At 36.6% G+C, this 20,442-nt stretch carries 21 protein-coding genes and 1 pseudogene; 10 read left to right on the top strand and 12 right to left on the bottom strand.

Annotated elements, in window-relative coordinates; all coding sequences use genetic code 11:
• Positions 1–90 precede the first annotated feature (90 nt).
• From FG390_RS07665 to FG390_RS07650, 4 genes are all read right to left on the bottom strand, one after another.
• On the bottom strand, positions 91–1,209 hold the full coding sequence (locus FG390_RS07665; RefSeq protein ID WP_141190443.1) for a CdaR family transcriptional regulator: 1,119 nt from the start codon (positions 1,207–1,209) through the stop codon (positions 91–93).
• 462 nt (positions 1,210–1,671) lie between these two features.
• Positions 1,672–4,080 carry a heavy metal translocating P-type ATPase gene (locus FG390_RS07660; RefSeq protein ID WP_141190442.1) on the bottom strand — a complete coding sequence of 803 codons (2,409 nt, stop codon included), beginning with the start codon at positions 4,078–4,080 and terminating at the stop codon, positions 1,672–1,674.
• A 69-nt stretch (positions 4,081–4,149) separates the two neighbouring features.
• Positions 4,150–4,356, bottom strand: a complete 207-nt coding sequence (copZ, locus tag FG390_RS07655; RefSeq protein WP_141190441.1) for a copper chaperone CopZ — start codon at positions 4,354–4,356, stop codon at positions 4,150–4,152.
• A gap of 345 nt (positions 4,357–4,701) precedes the next feature.
• The gene (locus FG390_RS07650; protein ID WP_373681540.1) at positions 4,702–6,348 is read right to left on the bottom strand and encodes a multicopper oxidase family protein; all 1,647 of its coding nucleotides are present in this window, start codon (positions 6,346–6,348) and stop codon (positions 4,702–4,704) included.
• Positions 6,349–6,598: 250 nt separating this feature from the next.
• Here FG390_RS07650 and FG390_RS07645 point away from each other — a divergent pair, with 250 nt between their 5' ends.
• From FG390_RS07645 to FG390_RS07620, 6 genes are all read left to right on the top strand, one after another.
• Positions 6,599–7,009 carry a hypothetical protein gene (locus tag FG390_RS07645; protein ID WP_141190440.1) on the top strand — a complete coding sequence of 137 codons (411 nt, stop codon included), beginning with the start codon at positions 6,599–6,601 and terminating at the stop codon, positions 7,007–7,009.
• Positions 7,010–7,065: 56 nt separating this feature from the next.
• Positions 7,066–7,773 (top strand): response regulator transcription factor, encoded by a 708-nt coding sequence (locus FG390_RS07640; RefSeq protein WP_141190439.1) that lies wholly within the window; start codon positions 7,066–7,068, stop codon positions 7,771–7,773.
• On the top strand, positions 7,770–9,182 hold the full coding sequence (locus tag FG390_RS07635) for a sensor histidine kinase (RefSeq protein ID WP_141190438.1): 1,413 nt from the start codon (positions 7,770–7,772) through the stop codon (positions 9,180–9,182). The genes FG390_RS07640 and FG390_RS07635 overlap by 4 nt, the downstream gene beginning before the upstream one ends.
• Positions 9,179–9,376, top strand: a complete 198-nt coding sequence (locus FG390_RS07630) for a hypothetical protein (protein WP_141190437.1) — start codon at positions 9,179–9,181, stop codon at positions 9,374–9,376. The genes FG390_RS07635 and FG390_RS07630 overlap by 4 nt, the downstream gene beginning before the upstream one ends.
• Before the next feature lie 166 nt (positions 9,377–9,542).
• On the top strand, positions 9,543–9,737 hold the full coding sequence (locus tag FG390_RS07625) for a hypothetical protein (protein ID WP_141190436.1): 195 nt from the start codon (positions 9,543–9,545) through the stop codon (positions 9,735–9,737).
• Positions 9,738–9,752: 15 nt separating this feature from the next.
• Positions 9,753–10,001 (top strand): DUF2933 domain-containing protein, encoded by a 249-nt coding sequence (locus tag FG390_RS07620; protein ID WP_141190435.1) that lies wholly within the window; start codon positions 9,753–9,755, stop codon positions 9,999–10,001.
• Between the two features lie 85 nt (positions 10,002–10,086).
• On the opposite strand, the gene FG390_RS07615 is transcribed toward FG390_RS07620, so the two are convergent.
• The 7 genes from FG390_RS07615 to FG390_RS07585 form a co-directional block, all read right to left on the bottom strand.
• Complete coding sequence (locus FG390_RS07615) at positions 10,087–10,416, bottom strand: four-helix bundle copper-binding protein (protein ID WP_141190482.1); 330 nt, start codon at positions 10,414–10,416, stop codon at positions 10,087–10,089.
• 93 nt (positions 10,417–10,509) lie between these two features.
• A complete protein-coding gene (locus FG390_RS07610; protein WP_141190434.1) occupies positions 10,510–12,180 on the bottom strand; it encodes an FAD-dependent oxidoreductase in 1,671 nt (556 codons plus the stop codon).
• A gap of 33 nt (positions 12,181–12,213) precedes the next feature.
• Positions 12,214–13,266, bottom strand: coding sequence for an ACR3 family arsenite efflux transporter (gene arsB / locus FG390_RS07605; protein ID WP_141190433.1), 1,053 nt, complete (start codon positions 13,264–13,266; stop codon positions 12,214–12,216).
• Positions 13,267–13,292: 26 nt separating this feature from the next.
• Complete coding sequence (locus FG390_RS07600; protein ID WP_141190432.1) at positions 13,293–13,640, bottom strand: ArsR/SmtB family transcription factor; 348 nt, start codon at positions 13,638–13,640, stop codon at positions 13,293–13,295.
• A 385-nt stretch (positions 13,641–14,025) separates the two neighbouring features.
• On the bottom strand, positions 14,026–14,172 hold the full coding sequence (locus tag FG390_RS15755) for a hypothetical protein (protein ID WP_181406421.1): 147 nt from the start codon (positions 14,170–14,172) through the stop codon (positions 14,026–14,028).
• Between the two features lie 25 nt (positions 14,173–14,197).
• Positions 14,198–15,064 carry a permease gene (locus FG390_RS07590; protein ID WP_141190431.1) on the bottom strand — a complete coding sequence of 289 codons (867 nt, stop codon included), beginning with the start codon at positions 15,062–15,064 and terminating at the stop codon, positions 14,198–14,200.
• Between the two features lie 59 nt (positions 15,065–15,123).
• Positions 15,124–15,570, bottom strand: coding sequence for a MarR family winged helix-turn-helix transcriptional regulator (locus tag FG390_RS07585; RefSeq protein WP_141190430.1), 447 nt, complete (start codon positions 15,568–15,570; stop codon positions 15,124–15,126).
• A gap of 74 nt (positions 15,571–15,644) precedes the next feature.
• On the opposite strand from FG390_RS07585, the pseudogene FG390_RS07580 reads away from it, so the two are divergent.
• The 4 genes and pseudogenes from FG390_RS07580 to FG390_RS07565 all read left to right on the top strand — a co-directional run.
• Positions 15,645–16,073, top strand: a pseudogene (locus tag FG390_RS07580) (potassium-transporting ATPase subunit B); the annotation flags it as partial.
• A 45-nt stretch (positions 16,074–16,118) separates the two neighbouring features.
• Positions 16,119–16,682, top strand: coding sequence for a potassium-transporting ATPase subunit KdpC (gene kdpC / locus FG390_RS07575; RefSeq protein ID WP_141190429.1), 564 nt, complete (start codon positions 16,119–16,121; stop codon positions 16,680–16,682).
• Between the two features lie 135 nt (positions 16,683–16,817).
• On the top strand, positions 16,818–17,960 hold the full coding sequence (kdpDN, locus tag FG390_RS07570; protein WP_141190428.1) for a KdpD-like non-kinase potassium sensor: 1,143 nt from the start codon (positions 16,818–16,820) through the stop codon (positions 17,958–17,960).
• A 225-nt stretch (positions 17,961–18,185) separates the two neighbouring features.
• Positions 18,186–19,445 carry an alkaline phosphatase gene (locus FG390_RS07565; RefSeq protein ID WP_373681539.1) on the top strand — a complete coding sequence of 420 codons (1,260 nt, stop codon included), beginning with the start codon at positions 18,186–18,188 and terminating at the stop codon, positions 19,443–19,445.
• Between the two features lie 104 nt (positions 19,446–19,549).
• Here the strand turns inward: FG390_RS07565 and FG390_RS07560 are convergent, their stop codons facing one another.
• A complete protein-coding gene (locus tag FG390_RS07560) occupies positions 19,550–19,879 on the bottom strand; it encodes a metal-sensing transcriptional repressor (protein ID WP_281279687.1) in 330 nt (109 codons plus the stop codon).
• Positions 19,880–20,442: the final 563 nt, after the last annotated feature.

The raw sequence follows: 20,442 nt of genomic DNA, 5'->3' as shown, positions 1-20,442 counted from the left end.
CTCCACTCACTCAATCATTTTTTCCACTATAAATTTTATTCTATAAAAGTAATATGAATGAATATATGTTGCAAAAACCAAAAATCAGAATTATATAGACTTTCTTTTTGTTTGTTCATCCAAAAATAATAATCCCATATAAAGGATGACCTTCGTCTTTAGATGATTTAAATGAAGTCCTGTTAACTCTTCGAACTTCTTTACTCGGTAATGTAAGGTATTATGATGAATATGTAATTGAGTAGACGCTTCTTTATAAGAAAAATTATATTCAATAAGGACTTTAATGGTATGGATCAATTCCGGTTTATCTAATATAGCGGCTATGGTTCGGTTAATAAACATTTGCTTTGTATTGGGTCTTACGTCTTCTGCAATCATTTCTAAAGTAAGTAACTCATCATACACGATGGGTTCGTTGTCTGTTGTCGCATGCAAAGCGCGTTCAGCTTCTTGAAATGATTTGACGAGTGTCCTTGGATCAACAACACTTCCAACTCCGATTCGAGCAGGCCGAATCAAATGTTTCATTATTCGACGATACAGATGATTGACTTCATCTTTTAATGATAGATCTTTGTTTGAAACATCCATAATCAGTAAAAGATGACTACTCCCCCACCTGATGATCATGTCATTCCGATAACTAGGAATACCATTCATGATATCTTCCCAAATCGCACGGACAACTTGTCTTGTTGAGTCATTAAGATCGATAAAAAGAATTTGGCGATTAACGTCAAGGCGAATATTGAGTGGGATGGCTCTATGAAGAAACCGGTCATTCCATTCCTTTAGATTTAACCAATCAAAAACAAAAGCTTCCATTGATCTGGCATGATAATCGATCTCTTCTTGATAGTAGCTTTCCTGAATCATCAGTTCAGTCATCTTTTTAATAATTTCCCCCTTAGGCTCCACCTGCTCCGGTCGACCTGTTATACCTATGACACCAATCACCTCTTTTTGAAAAAAGATAGGCAAATTGATCCCCGCTTTGACGCCTGGCCAACGGTTCACGTCCTCCTGAGCAATGATTTGGGTTAGTCGCGTTGACATCGTATATTTGGCACCAGCATGAAATTGACCTTTTCTACCAAGATCTGTACTTGCAATAATGATCCCTTCTGAGTTAACAACAATAATTTGTTCATGTAACAGATGACCTACTTCATGAATAACCCGCTGGGCAAGTTGGGGTTTTAACATAGGCACCTCCTATAAATCATGTTAGTTTGATTCCATTATTATTATGTCATGATGGTTGATTTTTTGTAAATAAAAGGGATCTGAATTAGGGACCTTATGAACCATAGGAGAATTAAAAATGATATTCGAGTCATTGACTAGGCTTGCTATAAGAGGTTGTTCAAAAAGTCACCAAATGATAGTGCGAATCCTCGGCGCCCGCTCGTTTTTCCGGTCCTCATGTAGTAAAAACCTACATTCCGGTCCTCAAAACAGCGCCGCCTTGATCTTCTTGCTTCTAATTTGTCACCTTTTTGAACACGCACTATAAGTAAGTTTTAATGAGTTTAAAATATTGATAGTTTATGTAATGGCCGAGAACACGCGTGACTTTAGTCATGAGAGGTTCAGAAAAAGAATAAACGACCTAACTATTCCCTTCTATTAGTTAGGTCGCTTATCTTCTCTTATAAAAAAGAAGTCTTATAATCTAATTCTTTGTAAACGTAAGGCATTGAGGACCACAGACACTGAACTAAAAGCCATCGCAGCACCCGCTAACCAAGGAGCAAGCAGTCCTGCTGCAGCTATAGGGATCCCCATAGCATTATAAGCTAATGCCCAGAACAAATTTTGCTTAATATTTCGGATTGTTTTTTTACTCATAAAGATCGCATCCGCGATACTATTTAAATCCCCACGGACTAATGTGATATCCGCTGCTTCCATAGCAATATCTGTTCCGGTTCCTATAGCCATACCAATATCTGCTGTCGCAAGGGCTGGGGCGTCATTAATACCATCACCCACCATAGCGACTTTCTTGCCTTCGCCTTGCAATTTTTTTACTTCTTCTGCCTTTCCCTCAGGCAAAACCTCAGCAATAACTCGATTAACGCCAACTTGTTTAGCAATCGAATTTGCCGTTATTTTATTATCACCCGTCATCATGATGACTTCGAGTCCCATTTCTTTTAAACGTTTAATAGCATTTCCTGACGTTTCCTTTATTGTGTCAGCGACAGCTATCATTCCTTTATATTTCTGATCAACGGCCACTAACATCGCCGTTTTTCCATTAGATTCCAATTTTTCCATAGTGCCTAATGCCTGATTAATGTCAACATTATTTTCGTACATTAATCTTCGTGTCCCTACTAAAATGTTGGTTCCATCCATCATCGCTTGAATTCCATAGCCAGATATCGCCTTAAATTCGTTAACCTCTTTAAGTGTTATCCCTTTATCTTTAATACCTTGAACAATAGCCTTAGCAAGTGGGTGCTCTGATTGTTTTTCTGCTGAACCAACTAATTGCAATAGATATTGCTCTTCCTTCTTTTCAACAATAACGTCGGTCAAAACAGGTTGACCATTGGTGACTGTACCTGTTTTATCTAATACCACCGTATTGATAAGATGCGTTAATTCAAGATGTTCCCCACCTTTAAATAATACCCCAAATTCAGCCGCACGTCCTGAACCGGCCATAATAGACGTCGGTGTAGCCAGTCCTAAAGCACAAGGGCAGGCAATAACTAAAACGGCAATCAGTTTTTCAAGTGCTGACGGGAAATTGCCTGGATCAATCCAAACAAACCATACGATAAAACTACTAACAGCAATCGCAATGACAATTGGAACGAAGATGCCTGAGATTCGATCGGCTAAACGTTGGATGGGTGCTTTTGATCCTTGAGCTTCTTCAACGACTTTAATAATTTGAGCTAATGCCGTTTCCTTACCAATTTTTGTGGCTTTTATTTTTAGAAATCCATTTCTATTGATTGTTGCTCCAAAAACCATATCTCCGTCTACTTTGTCAACGGGTACACTTTCACCGGTAAGCATGGATTCATCAATTGCCGAGTTGCCTTCGATAATTTGACCATCAACCGGAATCTTTTCACCCGGTTTAACATAAACCACGTCGCCTACGATAACTTCATCAAGTGGAATGTTTCTCTCTACTCCATCTCTTACAACCGTTGCTGTCTTCGCTTGCAAACCCATAAGTTTTTTTATCGCCTCGGAAGATCGCCCTTTGGCTTTAGCTTCAAATAATTTTCCCAAAATGATGAGTGTAATCAAAATAGCGCTTGTTTCATAATAGAGTTGGATCGTAGAGGCATGATTTCCGAACGAGAGAATCGTTTGATATAAACTATAAAAATAGGCTGCTGATGTCCCTAGTGCGACAAGAACGTCCATATTTGCACTTTTGTTTCTTAACGCTTTATAGGCTCCTAAGTAAAATTGGCCACCGATAATAAATTGAACAGGCGTAGCTAATAACAATTGGAACCATGGATTCATAAAGATTTCTGGTACGTAGATAAATGCTGTAAAGGAAAAATGACCAACCATAGCCCATAACAATGGTATAGAGAGAATCAGTGATATGATAAACTTCGTTTGTTGTTGTTGTATCGCTTTTTTCTTGTAATCAACCGATGATTCTTTTCCCTCGTTTTTTAAAACCGCTCCGTAACCCAATTTTTCAACTCGATGAATCACATCATCACTCGAAACAACCGATGGATGATAAGTGACCGTTGCCTGTTCAATGGCTAGATTTACCGTTGCTTTTGATACACCTTCAAGTTTATTTAAGCCTTTTTCAATTCGATTAGCGCAAGCGGCACACGTCATCCCTGTAATCGTAAATTCATGTTTTTCCTTTACGACGTCATAGCCTAAATCTTTTATTTTCTTTTCAAAAGTTTCAACATTGGTTTGTTCTGAATCATACTTTATGGTCGACTTTTCAAGAGCAAAGTTAACATTTGCCTCCTCAACACCATCCAGTTTCTTCATTCCTTTTTCAATTCGATTAGCACAAGCGGCACACGTCATCCCTTTAATTTGTAGGTTCGCTTCTTTTGTACTCAATCTCTAACCCTCCTATACGACCTAGGGGTATATTTGATGTGAAAAGAAATCGTGCTATAGAGCACGTTCTTATACGACTTCGTAACCTTGATCGTCGATTGTTTCTTTAATTTTCTCTAGTGTAACTTCCTCTGGGTTAAATTCAACATCCACTTTACCTTCTGTTAAATGAACTTTTACTTGCTTAACGCCACTTAAATCGCCTACACTTCCTTCTACTGCCATCACACAATGACCACAAGACATACCAGTAACGTTTAATGTTGTTTTTTCCATATTAATGAACTTCCTCTCTTACTTATAGTTTTTTAAAGAGCAGTCAAACTCTTTTATCCCCATCACCGCTGACGATTATACTTAATCATCCTTACAATTGTATATTACCATACCCCCCTACGGTATGTAAAGAGTTAAAATATATTTTTAAAATACTCTACATGGGTATAGTTTAGCTCAAAGTTTTAAGAGGTTCAAATACAGTAATATACTATCTGGCTGCTAAAGAAAAATTGCCGATTTTTGGGGTCTATAAGGCGCTGACAGAGGCCTTTCTTAAAGTGTAAAAAAAAGTGCGACCTAACTCATTCCATTTGAATGTATAGGTCGCTTTTCTTAGTGCCATTATTCTGTTTTATTAGAATTTGAAGATTTAGGTTTATAGTTTGTTTGATAATCTGTATATTTCACTTCAGTATCCATTCCTGCTGATGCATGGTGAAGATCATGACAGTGGAACATCCAATTCCCGGGGTTATCTGCTACAAAGGCTACTTCATATTCTTCACCTGGTTTTAGATTCAATGTATCCTTCATAATGGGTGAACCTGAAATAGGTTTACCATTTTTACTTAAAACTTGAAAAAAGTGACCATGAAGATGCATTGGATGATGATTCATCATGTCACGATTGACGAGTTTTACTTTTACGAGATCCCCTTTTTTAACTTTAATCGGATCTGTATTCGGATAAGTTTTTCCATTAATCGTGTATATCATTTTATTGCTATCCATCCCAACATTAAGATCCATCGAATACTCAACATCGTATTTTTGATCTAAAGTCAATTGATTGTTGGATTTGGTACCATATTGAGTGAGATTTATAGGTGATAACGACTGGTTGGCATTAGCCTTATCGTTCATTTTTTTAATCCCCTCATAATTAATGACCGCCTTCATTCCACTTGTTCCTTTGGAATTACCATGATCTTCAATAAGCCATTTCCCTGGATTATCTGCAGTAAAAGCAATATCATAACGTTCCCCTGGAGCGATGTTAATAACTTGGTTTTTGATAAGACTTGGGTTATTAATCGGCTGACCGTCTGTTGCGATCACTTTAATATTATGACCATGAATATGAATATTGTGAGAGAGATAGCCTGCATTAATGAAACGTAATCGAACTCTATCTCCTTCTTTCACATTAAGAGGTTTTATTAAATGACCGCTTTTACCATTGATGGTATACAAATCGTACATCCCCATATGATCCATCATATTCATGCTGGTCATGTTCATACCACCCTGGCTCGATTCATTGTTATTATTGTGATGACTGCTATGGCTGTCATTTGCCATGTTCATTTCGGAATCTTGACCCATGTCCATATTGCCCATGTCCATTCCATTCATCCCTGAATCCTGATCACTTTTATTACTTGTTTCCTTTCCAGTCATCGTTTTAATCTGATTATTTATATATTTTTTATTCGTTACCCACTCATCTAACATGAGAGTATAATCTTTGTCATATTTATCTTCTGGATCTTCAACGACTAACGCGCCGTATAATCCTCGATCAACTTGATTTACAGAATCTTCGTGTGAATGGTACCAATACGTTCCTACTTTACTTGCGGTAAATTCATAGGTGAAACTTTTTCCAGGAGCTACGGCATCTTGAGTTACGTTTGGAACACCGTCCATGTTATTAGGCACTGGATAGCCATGCCAATGAATAGAGACAGGTGAAGGTAACTCATTCTTTAATGTAACACGGACCTTATCTCCTTTTTTCACTCGAATTTCTGGTCCTGGTGCAGAACCATTGAACGTCCAAACAGGAACAGTGACTCCATTCCTTAGTTTTTGTTTGGCTTCTTTAGCGACAAGTGTAATTGTTGGCCCCTTTAAAACCTTTAATGGCTCTGAAGTCGCCCCCTTAATAGCGACTCCTTGTTTGTTTGCATCTTTATTACTCGTAGAACATGCCGTTATAATGAATAATGAACAAACGACAGTTATAAAAAGCAGCATTTTTTTCACTGTTTATACACTCCTTTCTCTCACTAACTAGTCTATATTGAAATTATGGAGAATTTGTGAAGAGCTAGGCAAAAAAAGAGCATTTTTATGGAACTATCCAGAAAACTCGCGACTTCAGTCATGAGAGGTTCAAAACCACACAAAAAGTACACAAATTTGACTTAAAATCATCTTTATAAGAAGAATAATGTATTCTTCTAAAACATCTAATTTTAGAGATTTAAAAAAGACAAAGGGTGTGACAAAATAAATGAAAAAAACCGTCCTATTCATTGGAGGAATGGTCGCTCTAGGTTTACTTCTTATTTTTGCTTGGAAATACGTTCAAACTAACTTTAATAGTCATAAAAAAACGTCGGTAGAGGCAAAAATAGAGGCGTTGAACTGGCAGAAAAACGGAAAAAACGGAGAATATATTACGAAGAAAGATGAGGGAATGATCACAACCAAAATGGAAGGCATCGTCCAAACAGATACAGATTGTTCTCCAGATAGTAAAGGAATCAGCCGGTGTCATAACAAAATAAAAATCTCTAATAAAAAGGAAATTAGCGTGATAAACATTCACAATATGAAAAACTATTCCTGCTTTAAGCCCGGCCAAAAAGTGACTGTAGAGCCTATAAACCAAAAATGGATTAAAGTGATCAAAGTGAATTAAATCTATTTAATACAAACATTTATGACGATGCTTTAACATTGAAAAAGGTGATAATAATGAATAACTTACACGTTCTCATTGTCGATGACGAATGGAACATGCGGAATTTATTGAAGATTTATTTAACAAAAGAAGGGTTCATCGTTAAAGAAGCCATGACAGGAATTGAGGCTCTAACTAAGGTAAAACAAGAAGACTTTGATGTCATCTTATTAGATATTATGATGCCCGATATGGATGGCTGGGAAGTATGCAAATCGATTAGAAAAATAAAAACCACTCCAATTATGATGTTAACCGCTCGCGCAGAGCTACAAGAAAAAGTAAAAGGTTTTGCTACGGGGGCCGATGATTATTTAACAAAGCCCTTTAATGCTGAAGAATTGATTGCTCGCGTACATGCCCTGATCCGGCGCTCTTCTATTTCATATTTAAAACAAAACGAAAAAGAGAGATTAGACTTTCCTGATATAACCATTGAACCTGATGCACGACAAGTGACCATATGTCATCAAACGATTGAATTTACACAAATTGAATTTGATATTTTAGTCATGTTAGCAAAAAACAAAGATCGTGCCTTTTCCAGGGAACATATTGTTGAGAGAGTTTGGGGATATGATTTTGAAGGTGATTCTCGTGTCGTGGATACTCATGTGAAGAACATAAGAGAAAAAATAACCAAAGCCGGCTTATCATATAACCCAATTCAAACCGTCTGGGGGATTGGCTACAAATTTCATATACCAGGTACCATACAATGAGAATTAGTCGAATTGGACTCAAACTCGCTGCAGCATTTATGATCCTTTTCATTATTTTACTAATGACGTTAGGCATGGCAATAGATCAATTATTCTCCCATTTTTATTATGCGCAAATGAAAGAAGATTCACAGGAACTCGCCTCACACTTCGTCTCGATGGCAAAAAATAAAGAGGCTACTTCTACAACAATGATACAGAATTTCGCTGAATTCTCGAGCGTTAAAATTGTTTGGGTGACTGAAAATGGACAGGTTATCTCCCGTTCAGATAAAAGCAAGGGACAACATCCATTTATTAATCAAAAAGATCTTAACCATATGTTTTCAGGCCAATCAATCGACTTTATATATAAAGATACATCTGGACACCGTTATTACGTCTTAGGTAAACCCGTTGTAAAAAATCAAAAGTCTCAATCTGCCTTATACATCGTGTCTTCAATGAATAAAATAGATGATTCAATTAGAACAGTCCGTAAATTACTTCTCCTTTCAGCATTAGGTGCTTTTCTTGTCGCTTTAGGAATGACTTTTATTATGTCAAAGGTTCTCTCTCATCCTCTCCTTAAAATGCAAAAAGTGACGGATAGGATGGCTAAAGGAGATTGGAATGCACGTCTAAACATTCGTCAAAAGGATGAAATGGGAATGCTAGGGCAATCAATAAATAACCTGGCTCAGAGTTTACAAAGATATCGTGATACGAGACAAGAATTTTTTGCAAATATTTCACATGAACTACGAACCCCTATTACGTATCTTGAAGGGTATTCGCAAGTTCTAACGGATAATTTAGTCGAAAACGAATCAGAAAAAAAGAAATACTTGACCATTATTCATCAAGAAGCCATTCGTTTACAAAAATTAGTGGATGATCTTTTTGAACTCTCAAAAATGGAAGAAGGAAAAACTGAGTTAACGATAGAACGGTTAGACATGAAAGATATTATCTTGAATACTCTAAGCAAAGTTAAACTAAAAGCGGAACAGAAGAAAATTAACTTAAAAACTGAAATACATCAGGATATTCCTTTCATACTTGGAGATAGTTACCGCATGGAACAAATTCTTTTAAATCTATTAGAAAACGCCATCAAATACACGGACCAAGGAGAAATTATCGTTCAACTCGTCTCAGAAAATTCATCATTGGTCCTATCCGTATCTGATACGGGTCAAGGTATTCCAGAAGAGGAGCTTCCATATATTTTCGATCGGTTTTATCGCATTGAAAAATCAAGATCTCGCGACTATGGTGGTACCGGCCTAGGTCTTTCAATCGTCAAAAAATTAGTTGATCTGCAAGGAGGATCCATTCATGTGGAGAGCAAGTTAGATGTAGGGACAACTTTTACTCTAACCTTCCCACAACATGAAGAACTCGAAAGTTTGGAGAGTTCCTCATGAAAATACGTCATTTCTTAGTTGCTTCGTTACTAATTGGTATGGGTCTGACGTGCATGACCTATTCGGCAAATTCATTTGAAAGAGAAACTATCATGACCTTTGGAAAAACCTTTTTTCAAATCGGAATGATGGTTATATGTCCAGTTGTTTTACTTATTTGTCTTTATTTGATGTTTTATTACAAAAACAAGTAATTGTATAATTGATGTTTTTCAATTAATTGATTGTGTTTATAAACATGTTTTTAGCTCATTTATTCATTATCAGTCCTGATTAAAATGAATTCTCCCTTTCTACACAGAAATCACATAATTCTTAGCTACAATCAAGTTGTAGAAGAGAAAAGGAGATGACAATGGAATGGACTTGTCTTGGTTAGCGTATTTATTGTGTCCCTTAATGATGCTCCCAATGATGTTTATGATGTTGAAGGGACATCATTCAAACTCGAATCACTCTAAGCAACATCATCTGTCGGATGAGTTAAACACATTAAAAGAACAAAATAATCATTTGCAAAAAGAAATCCACCAATTAAAAAATAAAGTAGAATAAGAGGAGGAAAATTCAATGTCTTGCTGCGGTAACCATCATCATGGAAATCATAACAACCAAGGTGGAGAACACAAACGCTCTCACAACTGGATGATGATTGTATGCTTAATGATACCAGCGATTATCATAGGAAGCTTCTTTTTAACAAACAACTTTTCTGGACTGAGTAGTCTTCTTCCACTCGCTCTCGTACTAATTTGCCCATTAATGCATTTAATCCTCATGCCATTGATGATGAAAAAGAATAAAGGTCAGGATCATTAATAACAATCAATGGAGCCTTGTTTTATAACAAAGGCTCCATTGATTATATCTAACAATTTGTTTCAAAATAAAATAATTAATTCAATTAGCCAATCATTTTCTGGCAAGTTTCTGCACATTCGTGGCAGGCTTCTGCACATTCTTGGCAGTGTGTAGCTTTATGTTTATCACATTCAGCTCCACATGTTTGGCATATTTCGACACACATCCCGCAGATATGTTTCACAAATTCACTATTTCTTGACATGGCCTCTGCAGCAAATGAACAAATATCTGCACACTCTCTATTCAATCTAATACAACTAGCCATCATTTTCACGTTGTCTTCTTTTAGGCAAGCATCATAACAAAGATTACATGCTTGCATACATTTTAGGCATTCATCAATACATTTTTGATCGTTTTCTTGTAACATCAAAAGCCCCTCTCCTTCATTGATTATACAATTCATTAACCTCATAAGGGTATGATTAAACATGCTCAAGAGAGAGTTTTGATGATTAGGGAATTAATCTTCTGTTCTTTGTTTCATTTGAAAGTATAATTGATAATTTTTATTGCCACCTGATAAATTGTAGACTTCTTTAAAGCCTAAATTTAAAAGAACGTTTTGAGCAGCATTACCCGTGACGCCTTTGTTACAGTACGTAATGGTGAGTTTATTTTTATCCATTGTCAGCGCTTTTTCTCTAAGATCAACTAATGGGATATGAATCGCATTTTTTACAGAAGAAGCTGCATATTGTTGTCTTGATCGCGTATCAATAATTTGCATTTCTTCGTTTGCTTCCTGTTTTTCTATTAATTCTTCCGGAGTCATCAATGGATTTTTCTTTAAGGCGTTATCAAGCGCCATTCCTGTATATAAGACGGGATCTTTTGTTGTCGCAAAAGGCGGTGCATAGGCTAGATCTAAATGAAACAGATCTTCTACTTTTGCATGAAACGAGATAGCCGTAGCAAGGACATCAATACGTTTATCAACACCATTAACTCCAGTGATTTGAGCTCCTAACAACCTGCCATCAGCTTTATCAGCAATGGCTTTAATCGTGAGTTCTTTTCCACCAAGATAATCTGCTTTATCCGGTTTTATATTGTATAAAACGGCAACATCAAAGCCTGCATCACGCGCTTCTTTTTCAGTTAATCCCGTTTGTGCAATGGCCATATCAAAGATACGTACGATACCAGTACCTAAGATACCTCTATGTTCTAAAGTTCCACCTGTTATCACATCACCTGCTATTCGACCCATTTTATTTGCCGTTGAGCCGAGTGGTCGGTAGATTGGCCCGCCAGTAATGAGAGAGTAGCTTTCTGCTATATCACCAACCGCATAGATGTCGTTAATATTCGTCTGCATTTTTGTGTTAACTTTGATAGCTCCTGTCGATCCAACTTCTACCCCTACCTCCTGAGCTAGTTGGGTATTAGGGCTAACACCTGTTGCGAGAATGACCAAATCCGTATCAAGTGTTTCTCCATTCTTTATGATTAATCGGTTAATTTGGTCTTCTCCCATAATTTCTTTTATTTCCCTGTTTAATAAAACCCTAACCCCATTCATACGTAAGTTTTCTTCTACACGGTAAGCCATATCCTCATCCATATGTTTCATAACTTGCTTAGCGCGTTGAATTAGGGTAACCTCTAGTCCGCTTTTAACAAGTTGTTCAGCCATTTCAAGGCCAATAAAACCAGCTCCAACAATGACTGCTCGCTTTGGCTGTTGGAACTGAATAAATGAATGCAGCAATTCCGCTTGCCCAATAGTCCTGACTTGAAAGATATTACTCCATTGTTTTCCAATAAAAATATCCGGTATGACAGGCGAGGCACCCATGGCTAGGACAAGGGCATCATACGTATCTATTTTGGTTTGACCTGTTTGTAAATCAAGTATTTGTAGTTGCTTCTTGATAGGATCTATATGAGTGACCCGGTGTTCCGTGAAAATATCGACATTGTATCTTTTCTTAAACCAAGGGGCATTTCTTGGCGTTAATTTCTCGATTGATTCGACCTCTTCCCCAATAAAATAAGGGATACCACATACGGAATAGGAGATGTCTTTATCTTGATCATAGACAACAATTTCTGCTTCTTCCGTATTCCTTCTTGCTTTAGCTGCTACACTAGTTCCTGCTGCAACAGACCCAATGATCACTATTTTCATAATTTCACCGCCTCTTCGCTTATCATTTCCTAATTATGCTAGTTCAGAATTAAAATATTTCTTTTTAAACCATAAAGCAACATTAACAAGAGCAATCATAACAGGCACTTCGACAAGCGGACCAATGACAGCTGCAAAAGCGGCTCCTGAATGAATGCCGAATACTCCAACCGTAACAGCAATAGCTAATTCAAAATTATTACTCCCTGCCGTGAAAGCTAGCGTCGTTGTCACAGGATAACTCGTTCCCAATTTTCTCCCTAGATAAAATGAAACAAAAAACATCACAATGAAATAGATAAGAAGAGGGATCGCGACTCTCACCACATCTAACGGCAAGGAAACAATGTTATTTCCTTTAAGAGAGAACATGATAATAATGGTAAATAGTAAAGCAATGAGTGTAATTGGACTAATCTTAGGTATAAAACTCTTTTCATACCATTCTCGACCTTTCACCTTAACAAGGACAAGACGCGTGATGATACCTGCAATAAATGGGATACCTAGATACGTAAAAACAGATCTCGCCACTTCTGCCATCGTGATATTGACTTTTGTTCCATGTAAACCAAACCATTCTGGTACGACCGTAACGAAGAAGTAGGCATAGGCTGAGAAAAATAGAATTTGAAAAATAGAATTAAAAGCCACGAGTCCTGCAGCGTATTCTTTATCTCCTTTAGCTAAATCATTCCAAACGATAACCATGGCAATACACCTAGCTAATCCAATCATTATTAAGCCGACCATGTATTCTGGCTTATCAGGTAGAAGGATGATGGCTAACAAAAACATCAAAACAGGACCAATAATCCAATTCTGGAAAAGGGATAATAATAACACTTTTACATCTTTAAAAACACGACCAATTTCTTCATAACGAACTTTCGCGAGGGGTGGATACATCATAAGAATGAGTCCGATAGCGAGTGGAATCGATGTTGTTCCCACTTGGACCTTATTTAACTCCTCATCTATATTGGGAAAAATCAAACCTAATCCTATTCCTATCGCCATGGCAAGAAATATCCATAGGGTAAGAAAACGATCAAGAAAGGATAACCTTTTTTCACCTTTATTCATGACTTAACCTCCTAAAAAATAGTTTTCTAACAACCACATCTAAGCGTAGGATTACTTTTCTCAATCTGACGGATTTTGTTAGACTGATCTGGTATATAATTAATCACAGTTTGGATAAAGGGATAATACTCTGCCGTTTCATTGAGAGAATAGTAAACCCATTGCCCTTTTCTCGCTTCCTTCACTAATCCGGCATCCTTTAATTTGCGAAGATGCTGGCTTATGGATGGTTGACTCATCTCAAAAACCTCAAGTAACTCGCACACACACAGTTCGCGTTTCATTAAAAGCGCAACGATCGTGAGTCTTGTTTTATCTCCAAGTATTTTAAGAACTTGAACGGACTTATCCATATCAAATGGCGTCTTTTTCAAAACTTCACCCCCTACATAGATATATAAGAATATACTTATATGTAATTCCCAAAACAATTATACAAAACTATCTTTTTAATTCAACCTCGTGAGTTCAATTTTTACATAACTTTTACTAGAGAAGAAACCATTTCTGCCCATCATGAAATTAGATGCGTAAAAGCCGACTAATCAAAATCTTGATTTGCCAGCTTTTACTTTATTAAATATCGTATGTTAATATTTTTTCCATCGCCATCACATCAATCCACTTTCCATCTAAGACGCCTTGTTTTTCAAATATCCCAACTAACTTGCCGAAAGCCCATGATTATAAACCGTTAAGATCTCAGGTAAATCCACTTTCGTCGCTAATCGAATCACTACATTCGCATTATTTAACCCCTTACTTAGAACAACATGAATGCACTTCTCCTTTTACTTCTTTATCTTTGCAGCACGCTGTTGATTGATCATCTTTTACTTCTACAATCTTAACATCACAGCAAGACTGATGCTCATTTCTGGCAAAAAGTTTCTTAATTAATCCCATCTTGATCACCTCCTTTCAATGAAATTTAAATGATATAAAATAGAAAACCGGATATGGTTGCCATGGATATCACGGACAAAATAAAGGCAGTGACTAATTTTTTCTCAAATATAGAGTGAAGAAGAGTTAATTCTGGTAAACTAGCACCGGCAGAACTAATCATGAGGGCCATGACGGGACCTATAGCCATCCCTTTTACAATGAGAATCTGCGATAATGGGATCATGGTTGAAAGTCGAATATAAAGTGGAATCCCAATAATCGCCGCTATAGGGACAAGCCACCAACTTGATCCGCCAAAAGTTGATGATATCCACCTTGTAGGCACTAGTCCATGGATAACAGATCCTATAGCAGCACCTAGGATAAGATAGACATACACGGATTTCATTAAATTAACCGTCTCCTTCCAGGCCGACTTTAAACTGAACTTTTGATGGCTTTCGTCAAAACCCGTCATCATCACTTTCTTCACACTCTTACTAAAGCCCAACTTTTCTAGTACTAAACCAATGACAATTGAAAGGATTGTCGTGATAATAGTGTAGATAATCGCTACTTTGACTCCCAGTAAAGCTCCCATTAATGTCATAATGGTGGGATCTAACACCGGTGAGGCAAAGAGAAAAATCATGACGATCCCAAATCGAACATTTTTATTAAGTAGATTAACGACAACCGGTATCGTTGAACAGGAACAAAAGGGTGTTATAAAGGCGAGTGCAATCGCTACGAGAATCCCTAAGAAAGAATTTTTTCCGTTTAAATAGTCGTTAAGTTTGTCATATGGAATAAACCCTTGGACAAGATTGATGACAAAAGAAATGAAAATAAATAGCAGGGTCAATTCAAGTGCTATGGATAAAAAGCTCTGCAAGATATTCAAAATCATATTAAACCACTCCTTTTTTTACTTGTAATTTGCAAGTATTAGATTATAAAAAAATAGGACTATTCAAGAGGATTACAACATTTGCTCGATTTTGCCATACTTTCATTTAATAATTTAATGGATCGAATAACAGTTTCCCGTTCAAATTCATTCATATGAGAGAAGACTTCGTTAAGATATTCATTCATTTGTTGATCAATCGATTCGGCAATATAAACGCCTTCTGTTGTTAGTGATAAGATAGATACTCGTTTGTCATCTGGATCTGGGGTTTTCTTTACTAAATTCATTTTAATTAAAGACTGAACTTGTCGGCTAAACGTTGTAATATCAGTTCCTAATGTCTCTGCGATTTGCTGCATGGACGGCTTATGCTGCTTATCAATTTCATATAAAATATGACTTTGAACAAGCGATATATCATAGCCACCCGTACTGCAGCAGTTTTTATTTAAAAAGCCAAAGCGGCGAGTCATCACCTGAAACAGTTCACGAAGATTTTCCACATTTATCACCTCTTAAAATTAATTATACATAAATATTTGCATTTTACAATTTTTATTGTTTATATTTGTAAAAAACAACGGCAGCAAAAGAAGCAGCCAATATGGTCGATCTTGATTCCAACCCTACTAAGTTAATAGAGGTTGTTTCGATTGGAAAACAATTATTAATGACCAGGGGAGCACTTACGACCTTTAGTATTGCAAATGATATCGCCAAATATTTTGCCATCATCCCAGCAATGTTCATGCTTGCCATACCCGAAATGGATAGGCTAAACGTTATGCGTCTAGGGTCACCGACCTCGGCTATTTTATCTGCATTAATTTTTAATGCAATTATTATTCCGATGCTCATCCCTCTTGCAATGAAAGGTGTCGAATATAAACCGATGAGCTCTAATTCTTTATTAAAAAGAAACTTGTTAATTTACGGTTTAGGTGGGGTTATCGTTCCATTCATTGGTATCAAATGTATTGACATAATTATTAATATGTTTATCTAAGATAGAGGCTTATCGAACTCTCCTAAAAGAAAGGAAGAAACGAATATGTTCAAAACAATAGTTAGAACGAGTCTTCTACTGATGATTGTTTGTGGTCTTGTTTATCCACTTGTGGTCACAGGTATTGCTAATTTGACAATGCCCTATCAATCTCAAGGTAGCTTAATTTATAATGATAAAAATGAAGTAATTGGTTCAGAATTAATTGGTCAACCATTTACAAGTCCAGGATATTTTCACTCTCGAGTATCGAGTATAAATTATGATGCATCAGCTTCAGGATCTAATAACTATGCACCATCCAATAAAGACATGATTGCAAGAACTAAAAAGTCAATTGATGAGTGGCAAAAAAGAAACCCAGGCCAATCACTTGATCAATTGCCTTCTGATTTAATAACAAACTCTGGATCAGGTTTAGATCCAGATATCACGCCAAAGGCGGCATTAGCACAATTACCTCGGATCAAGTCAACAACTGGTCTACCAGAAGATCAATTGAAACACTTAATTCAAAAACATACACAAAGGAAGGAACTTGGTCTTTTTGGTGAAGATCGAGTCAATGTACTTCAGCTTAATTTAGAGCTTGCTGGATTAATACAGTAGTGATTGGACCTCGGTTTTATGCCGAGGTCCAATTAACTTGTATACCAATCGATAATGATTTATACAAAGAAGCATCCGATTAACCATCTGTTTGGGATTCTCCAACAATGGAGTTTAAATTGATGAGGTGATGAGATGGATAAGCACCCTTACTTTAGAAGAAAGACACCAGACGAACTTCTTCACGAGATTCATGAGTCAAACCGAGGAAAATTAAAACTATACGTTGGTTTTGCTCCCGGTGTAGGCAAAACATACAAAATGCTCCAAGATGCACATGACATGGCTAAAGAAGGAATAGATGTTGTTATTGGTTTGATAGAGACTCATAGTCGAAAAGAAACAGAAAAACAAGTCGGTACGCTTGAACACGTTCCTCTCAAACAAATTAAATATAGAAACAAAGTCTTTTATGAGTTACATGTGGAAGCTATTATCAAACGAAAACCGCACGTTGTTTTAGTCGATGAGTTAGCTCATACAAACATTCGTGGTTCCAAAAATCCAAAACGCTATTTGGATGTTGAAGAGATTCTTAACGCTGGTATCGATGTTATGTCGGCAGTAAATATACAGCACTTGGAAAGTGTCCACGATATCGTTGAAAATATTACAGGGATCAAAATTCGTGAAAGACTCCCAGATACATTCATTAATATGGCCAATGAAATACAACTAATCGATACGACTCCTATCACTCTACGAAAACGCCTAGCGGAAGGAAAAATTTATGCACCAGAAAAAATTCAACAAAGCTTAACTCACTTTTTCACTGAATCTAATCTTTCTGCTTTAAGAGAATTGGTTTTAAGAGAAATTGCTAATGATGTAGATGAAAAAATTGAAAAAACACATGGCGACAACTATAAAGGCCCTATTGGTGTTCATGAAAAAATCTTAGTTTGTGTTCAATATAGTCAAACAGCAGAAAAATTAATACGTAGAGGTTGGCGAATGGCCAATCGCTTAAAGGCTGACTTGTATGTTTTAACCGTTATTGATCAAGATCCTAACGATATGACAGATGTAATTAAGCAAAAAATTAAGTATTGGGAAGCGTTATGCGAACAACTTCATGCGACTTTTTTAATTGAACAAAAAAACAAAAGAAAACCTGCGCAAGTTATTGTCAACATTGCAAAAAAATACTATATCACTCAAATATTAATTGGACAATCAGCCCGGACAAGGTGGGAAGAAATCGTAAGAGGATCGATTGTTAATGAAATAATGAGAAACACTACGAATATTGATATACACATCGTTGCGGATAAGTAAGATAAAACAAGATGTGGTACCGTCAATTAATTGGCGATCTGCATGTAAATAAATGATTTCAATTTGTATTTTACAAACTAAAAGACTAACTCGTAGATAAGTCTTTTTGGGCAGTATAAAACCCCTATAAAAATTTACATCCATTTATCAAAAAGGACTAAGTAGATTTACATTTTATTACTAGACTAATAATGAAAACAAAAAAATGAGAAGGAGAGATTAGCTTTGTTTATGCAAAAACGTAAGTGGCATATCACTTTTACTTTGGCCATTCTTTTATGTATTATATTTTCAAGCTTTGCATTGGCCAAACCTTCGGAGACAAAGAGAACGAAGACTCACTCAAAAACAAAGAACGTCATTGTCTTTGTTGGTGACGGGATGGGACCTTCAGCGCGAGAGGCGATTCGGTTAGCCACGGTTGGAATGAGTGATAATCTTGAAATGAATAAAATGCCCTATACAGGGAACATCCATACTAGCTCAACCAGTGTCGTTACTGACTCAGCTGCGGCAGGTACTGCCATGGCAACAGGAGTAAAGACATATAATGGAGCTATTGGCGTTGATGCAAATCAAAAAGCCGTAAAATCAGTGCTAGAATATGCCCATCAAGCAGGCAAAGCGACTGGCCTGGTTACAACCAGTCAAATTACGGATGCGACACCTGCTGCTTTTGGTTCTCATGTTCTAAACCGTAAACAGCAAAGTGAAATCGCTGATCAATATTTAACTAAAAGTAAGGTCGATGTTTTGTTAGGCGGTGGTGAAGATTTTTGGTATCCAACAGGACAAGCCGGTGCTTACCCAGACCATCCGTCAGAAGATCCATCAGAAGTAAGTAAGGGGACTAAAGGAAATCTTGTGAAAAAGGCTGAAAAGTTAGGCTATAAATATGTGACCAATCAAGAACAGCTAATGAATCAATCAAATAAGAAGGTTTTAGGTTTGTTTGCAAACGAAGAAATGTTCCAACAAAATCCAGAAGGCCAAGGAGATATCTATAACCCTTCTGTACCTCTACCAACCATGACCAAAAAAGCGATTGATACATTATCGAAGAATAAAAAGGGATTCTTCTTAATGGTAGAAGAAGAAGCAATTGACGAAATGGCCCATGCAGATAATGCGAATTTAACGATTAAATCTGGTCAGCAATTAGATAAATCCGTTAAAGTAGCAAAAGATTATGCTAAAAAGCACCCTGATACCCTTGTACTTGTCCTAGCTGACCATGAAACAGGCGGTCTCACTGTGGAAACGGACGACTCTACCGATGAATCTGGGGATGGCCTATCAAAAGAGGATGGTCCTTTCCAAGTTGCTCATTCTGATCAAAAATTTATGGTTGATTGGACTACGGGTGGACATTCCGCTGTAGATGTTCCTATTACAGCGATAGGAAAAAATGCACATCTTTTTAAAGGAACATATGAAAATACCTATATCCACGATGCTCTACTTAAAGCAATGGGTATTAGATAACCCTCATCCTAATGAAATAAAGACCTTAAAGAGCAACAATCATTGGAAGTTGTTCTTTAAGGTTATAATTTGGTTTTCTCCTAAACCTTCGTTCGGTATCTGTTTTACTTATTAAATTGCTTTATAACAGATATTAACTCTTGAATATGATGGTCGCCCTGTCCTTCCTTTATAGCATCTGCAACACATGTTTTTGTATGTCTTTCAAGGATAGAAAATCCGACCTTCTTTAATGCAGCTTGAATCGCAGAAAGTTGAATCAAGATATCCACACAGTAACGATCTTCTTCAACCATTTTTTGAATTCCTCTTACCTGTCCTTCAACACGCTTTAATCGATTTATAATCTTTTGTTTTTCTTCATTTGTTCTTGGCACAGTGGGTTTCTTATCCGGCTGCATCAATGGATCTAAAGACTCGTGTCGATCACACATAGACGATCCCCTTTCATTTATCTCTTAGATAAATTATACCCCTTATGGGTATTATACGCAACACATTCATAAATAAGATAAAAGTGAAACTCAAGTTAATGGGGTCTTCATCCAATGTTAGTTAAATCAATCATGCTTTTATGGGTAATCTATCTAGCACCTTATACTTCTTTGACTCCCTTTACTCCTTAAAGTGCGTGTTCAAAAAGGTGACAAATTAGAAGCAAGAAGATCAAGGCGGCGCAGTTTTGAGGACCAGAATGTAGGTTTTTACTACATGAGGACCGGAAAAACAAGCCAACGCCGAGATTCGAAGCTTATCATTTGGTGACTTTTTGAACAACCTCTTAAACTCGGGGCTTAAACAAATTTATTAAATCATCTTCTAAAGAGAATTAATAGAGATATCAGGATATCCCTTAATCCACGAAAATCTCATTTTTTTAATTAAAATCAACGAGTTCGTAGTTGATCTTAATTTTGATAAAAAATATCAAAATAAGACAAAAAACGAGTCATATTATGTCTATTTCTATAATTAATTGAATTTCATGCCTTTTACA

The sequence above is a fragment of the Terrilactibacillus laevilacticus genome, from assembly GCF_006517395.1.
GTDB classification, from domain to species: domain Bacteria; phylum Bacillota; class Bacilli; order Bacillales; family Sporolactobacillaceae; genus Terrilactibacillus; species Terrilactibacillus laevilacticus.
Note: the sequence above shows the minus strand (reverse complement) of the source record. Positions and strands in the feature narration are given on the sequence as shown.

Bases quoted from the DNA above. Each gene is read 5' to 3' on its own strand.
- kdpDN (WP_141190428.1), top strand. From the start codon at position 16,818: ATGGATAAGCACCCTTACTTTAGAAGAAAGACACCAGACGAACTTCTT.
- arsB (WP_141190433.1), bottom strand. From the start codon at position 13,266: ATGAATAAAGGTGAAAAAAGGTTATCCTTTCTTGATCGTTTTCTTACC.
- FG390_RS07620 (WP_141190435.1), top strand. From the start codon at position 9,753: ATGTCTTGCTGCGGTAACCATCATCATGGAAATCATAACAACCAAGGT.
- FG390_RS07630 (WP_141190437.1), top strand. From the start codon at position 9,179: ATGAAAATACGTCATTTCTTAGTTGCTTCGTTACTAATTGGTATGGGT.
- FG390_RS07635 (WP_141190438.1), top strand. From the start codon at position 7,770: ATGAGAATTAGTCGAATTGGACTCAAACTCGCTGCAGCATTTATGATC.
- FG390_RS07590 (WP_141190431.1), bottom strand. From the start codon at position 15,064: ATGATTTTGAATATCTTGCAGAGCTTTTTATCCATAGCACTTGAATTG.
- FG390_RS07645 (WP_141190440.1), top strand. From the start codon at position 6,599: ATGAAAAAAACCGTCCTATTCATTGGAGGAATGGTCGCTCTAGGTTTA.
- FG390_RS07615 (WP_141190482.1), bottom strand. From the start codon at position 10,416: ATGTTACAAGAAAACGATCAAAAATGTATTGATGAATGCCTAAAATGT.
- FG390_RS07665 (WP_141190443.1), bottom strand. From the start codon at position 1,209: ATGTTAAAACCCCAACTTGCCCAGCGGGTTATTCATGAAGTAGGTCAT.
- kdpC (WP_141190429.1), top strand. From the start codon at position 16,119: ATGTTCAAAACAATAGTTAGAACGAGTCTTCTACTGATGATTGTTTGT.
- FG390_RS15755 (WP_181406421.1), bottom strand. From the start codon at position 14,172: ATGGGATTAATTAAGAAACTTTTTGCCAGAAATGAGCATCAGTCTTGC.
- FG390_RS07625 (WP_141190436.1), top strand. From the start codon at position 9,543: ATGGACTTGTCTTGGTTAGCGTATTTATTGTGTCCCTTAATGATGCTC.
- copZ (WP_141190441.1), bottom strand. From the start codon at position 4,356: ATGGAAAAAACAACATTAAACGTTACTGGTATGTCTTGTGGTCATTGT.
- FG390_RS07610 (WP_141190434.1), bottom strand. From the start codon at position 12,180: ATGAAAATAGTGATCATTGGGTCTGTTGCAGCAGGAACTAGTGTAGCA.
- FG390_RS07560 (WP_281279687.1), bottom strand. From the start codon at position 19,879: ATGTGTGATCGACACGAGTCTTTAGATCCATTGATGCAGCCGGATAAG.
- FG390_RS07640 (WP_141190439.1), top strand. From the start codon at position 7,066: ATGAATAACTTACACGTTCTCATTGTCGATGACGAATGGAACATGCGG.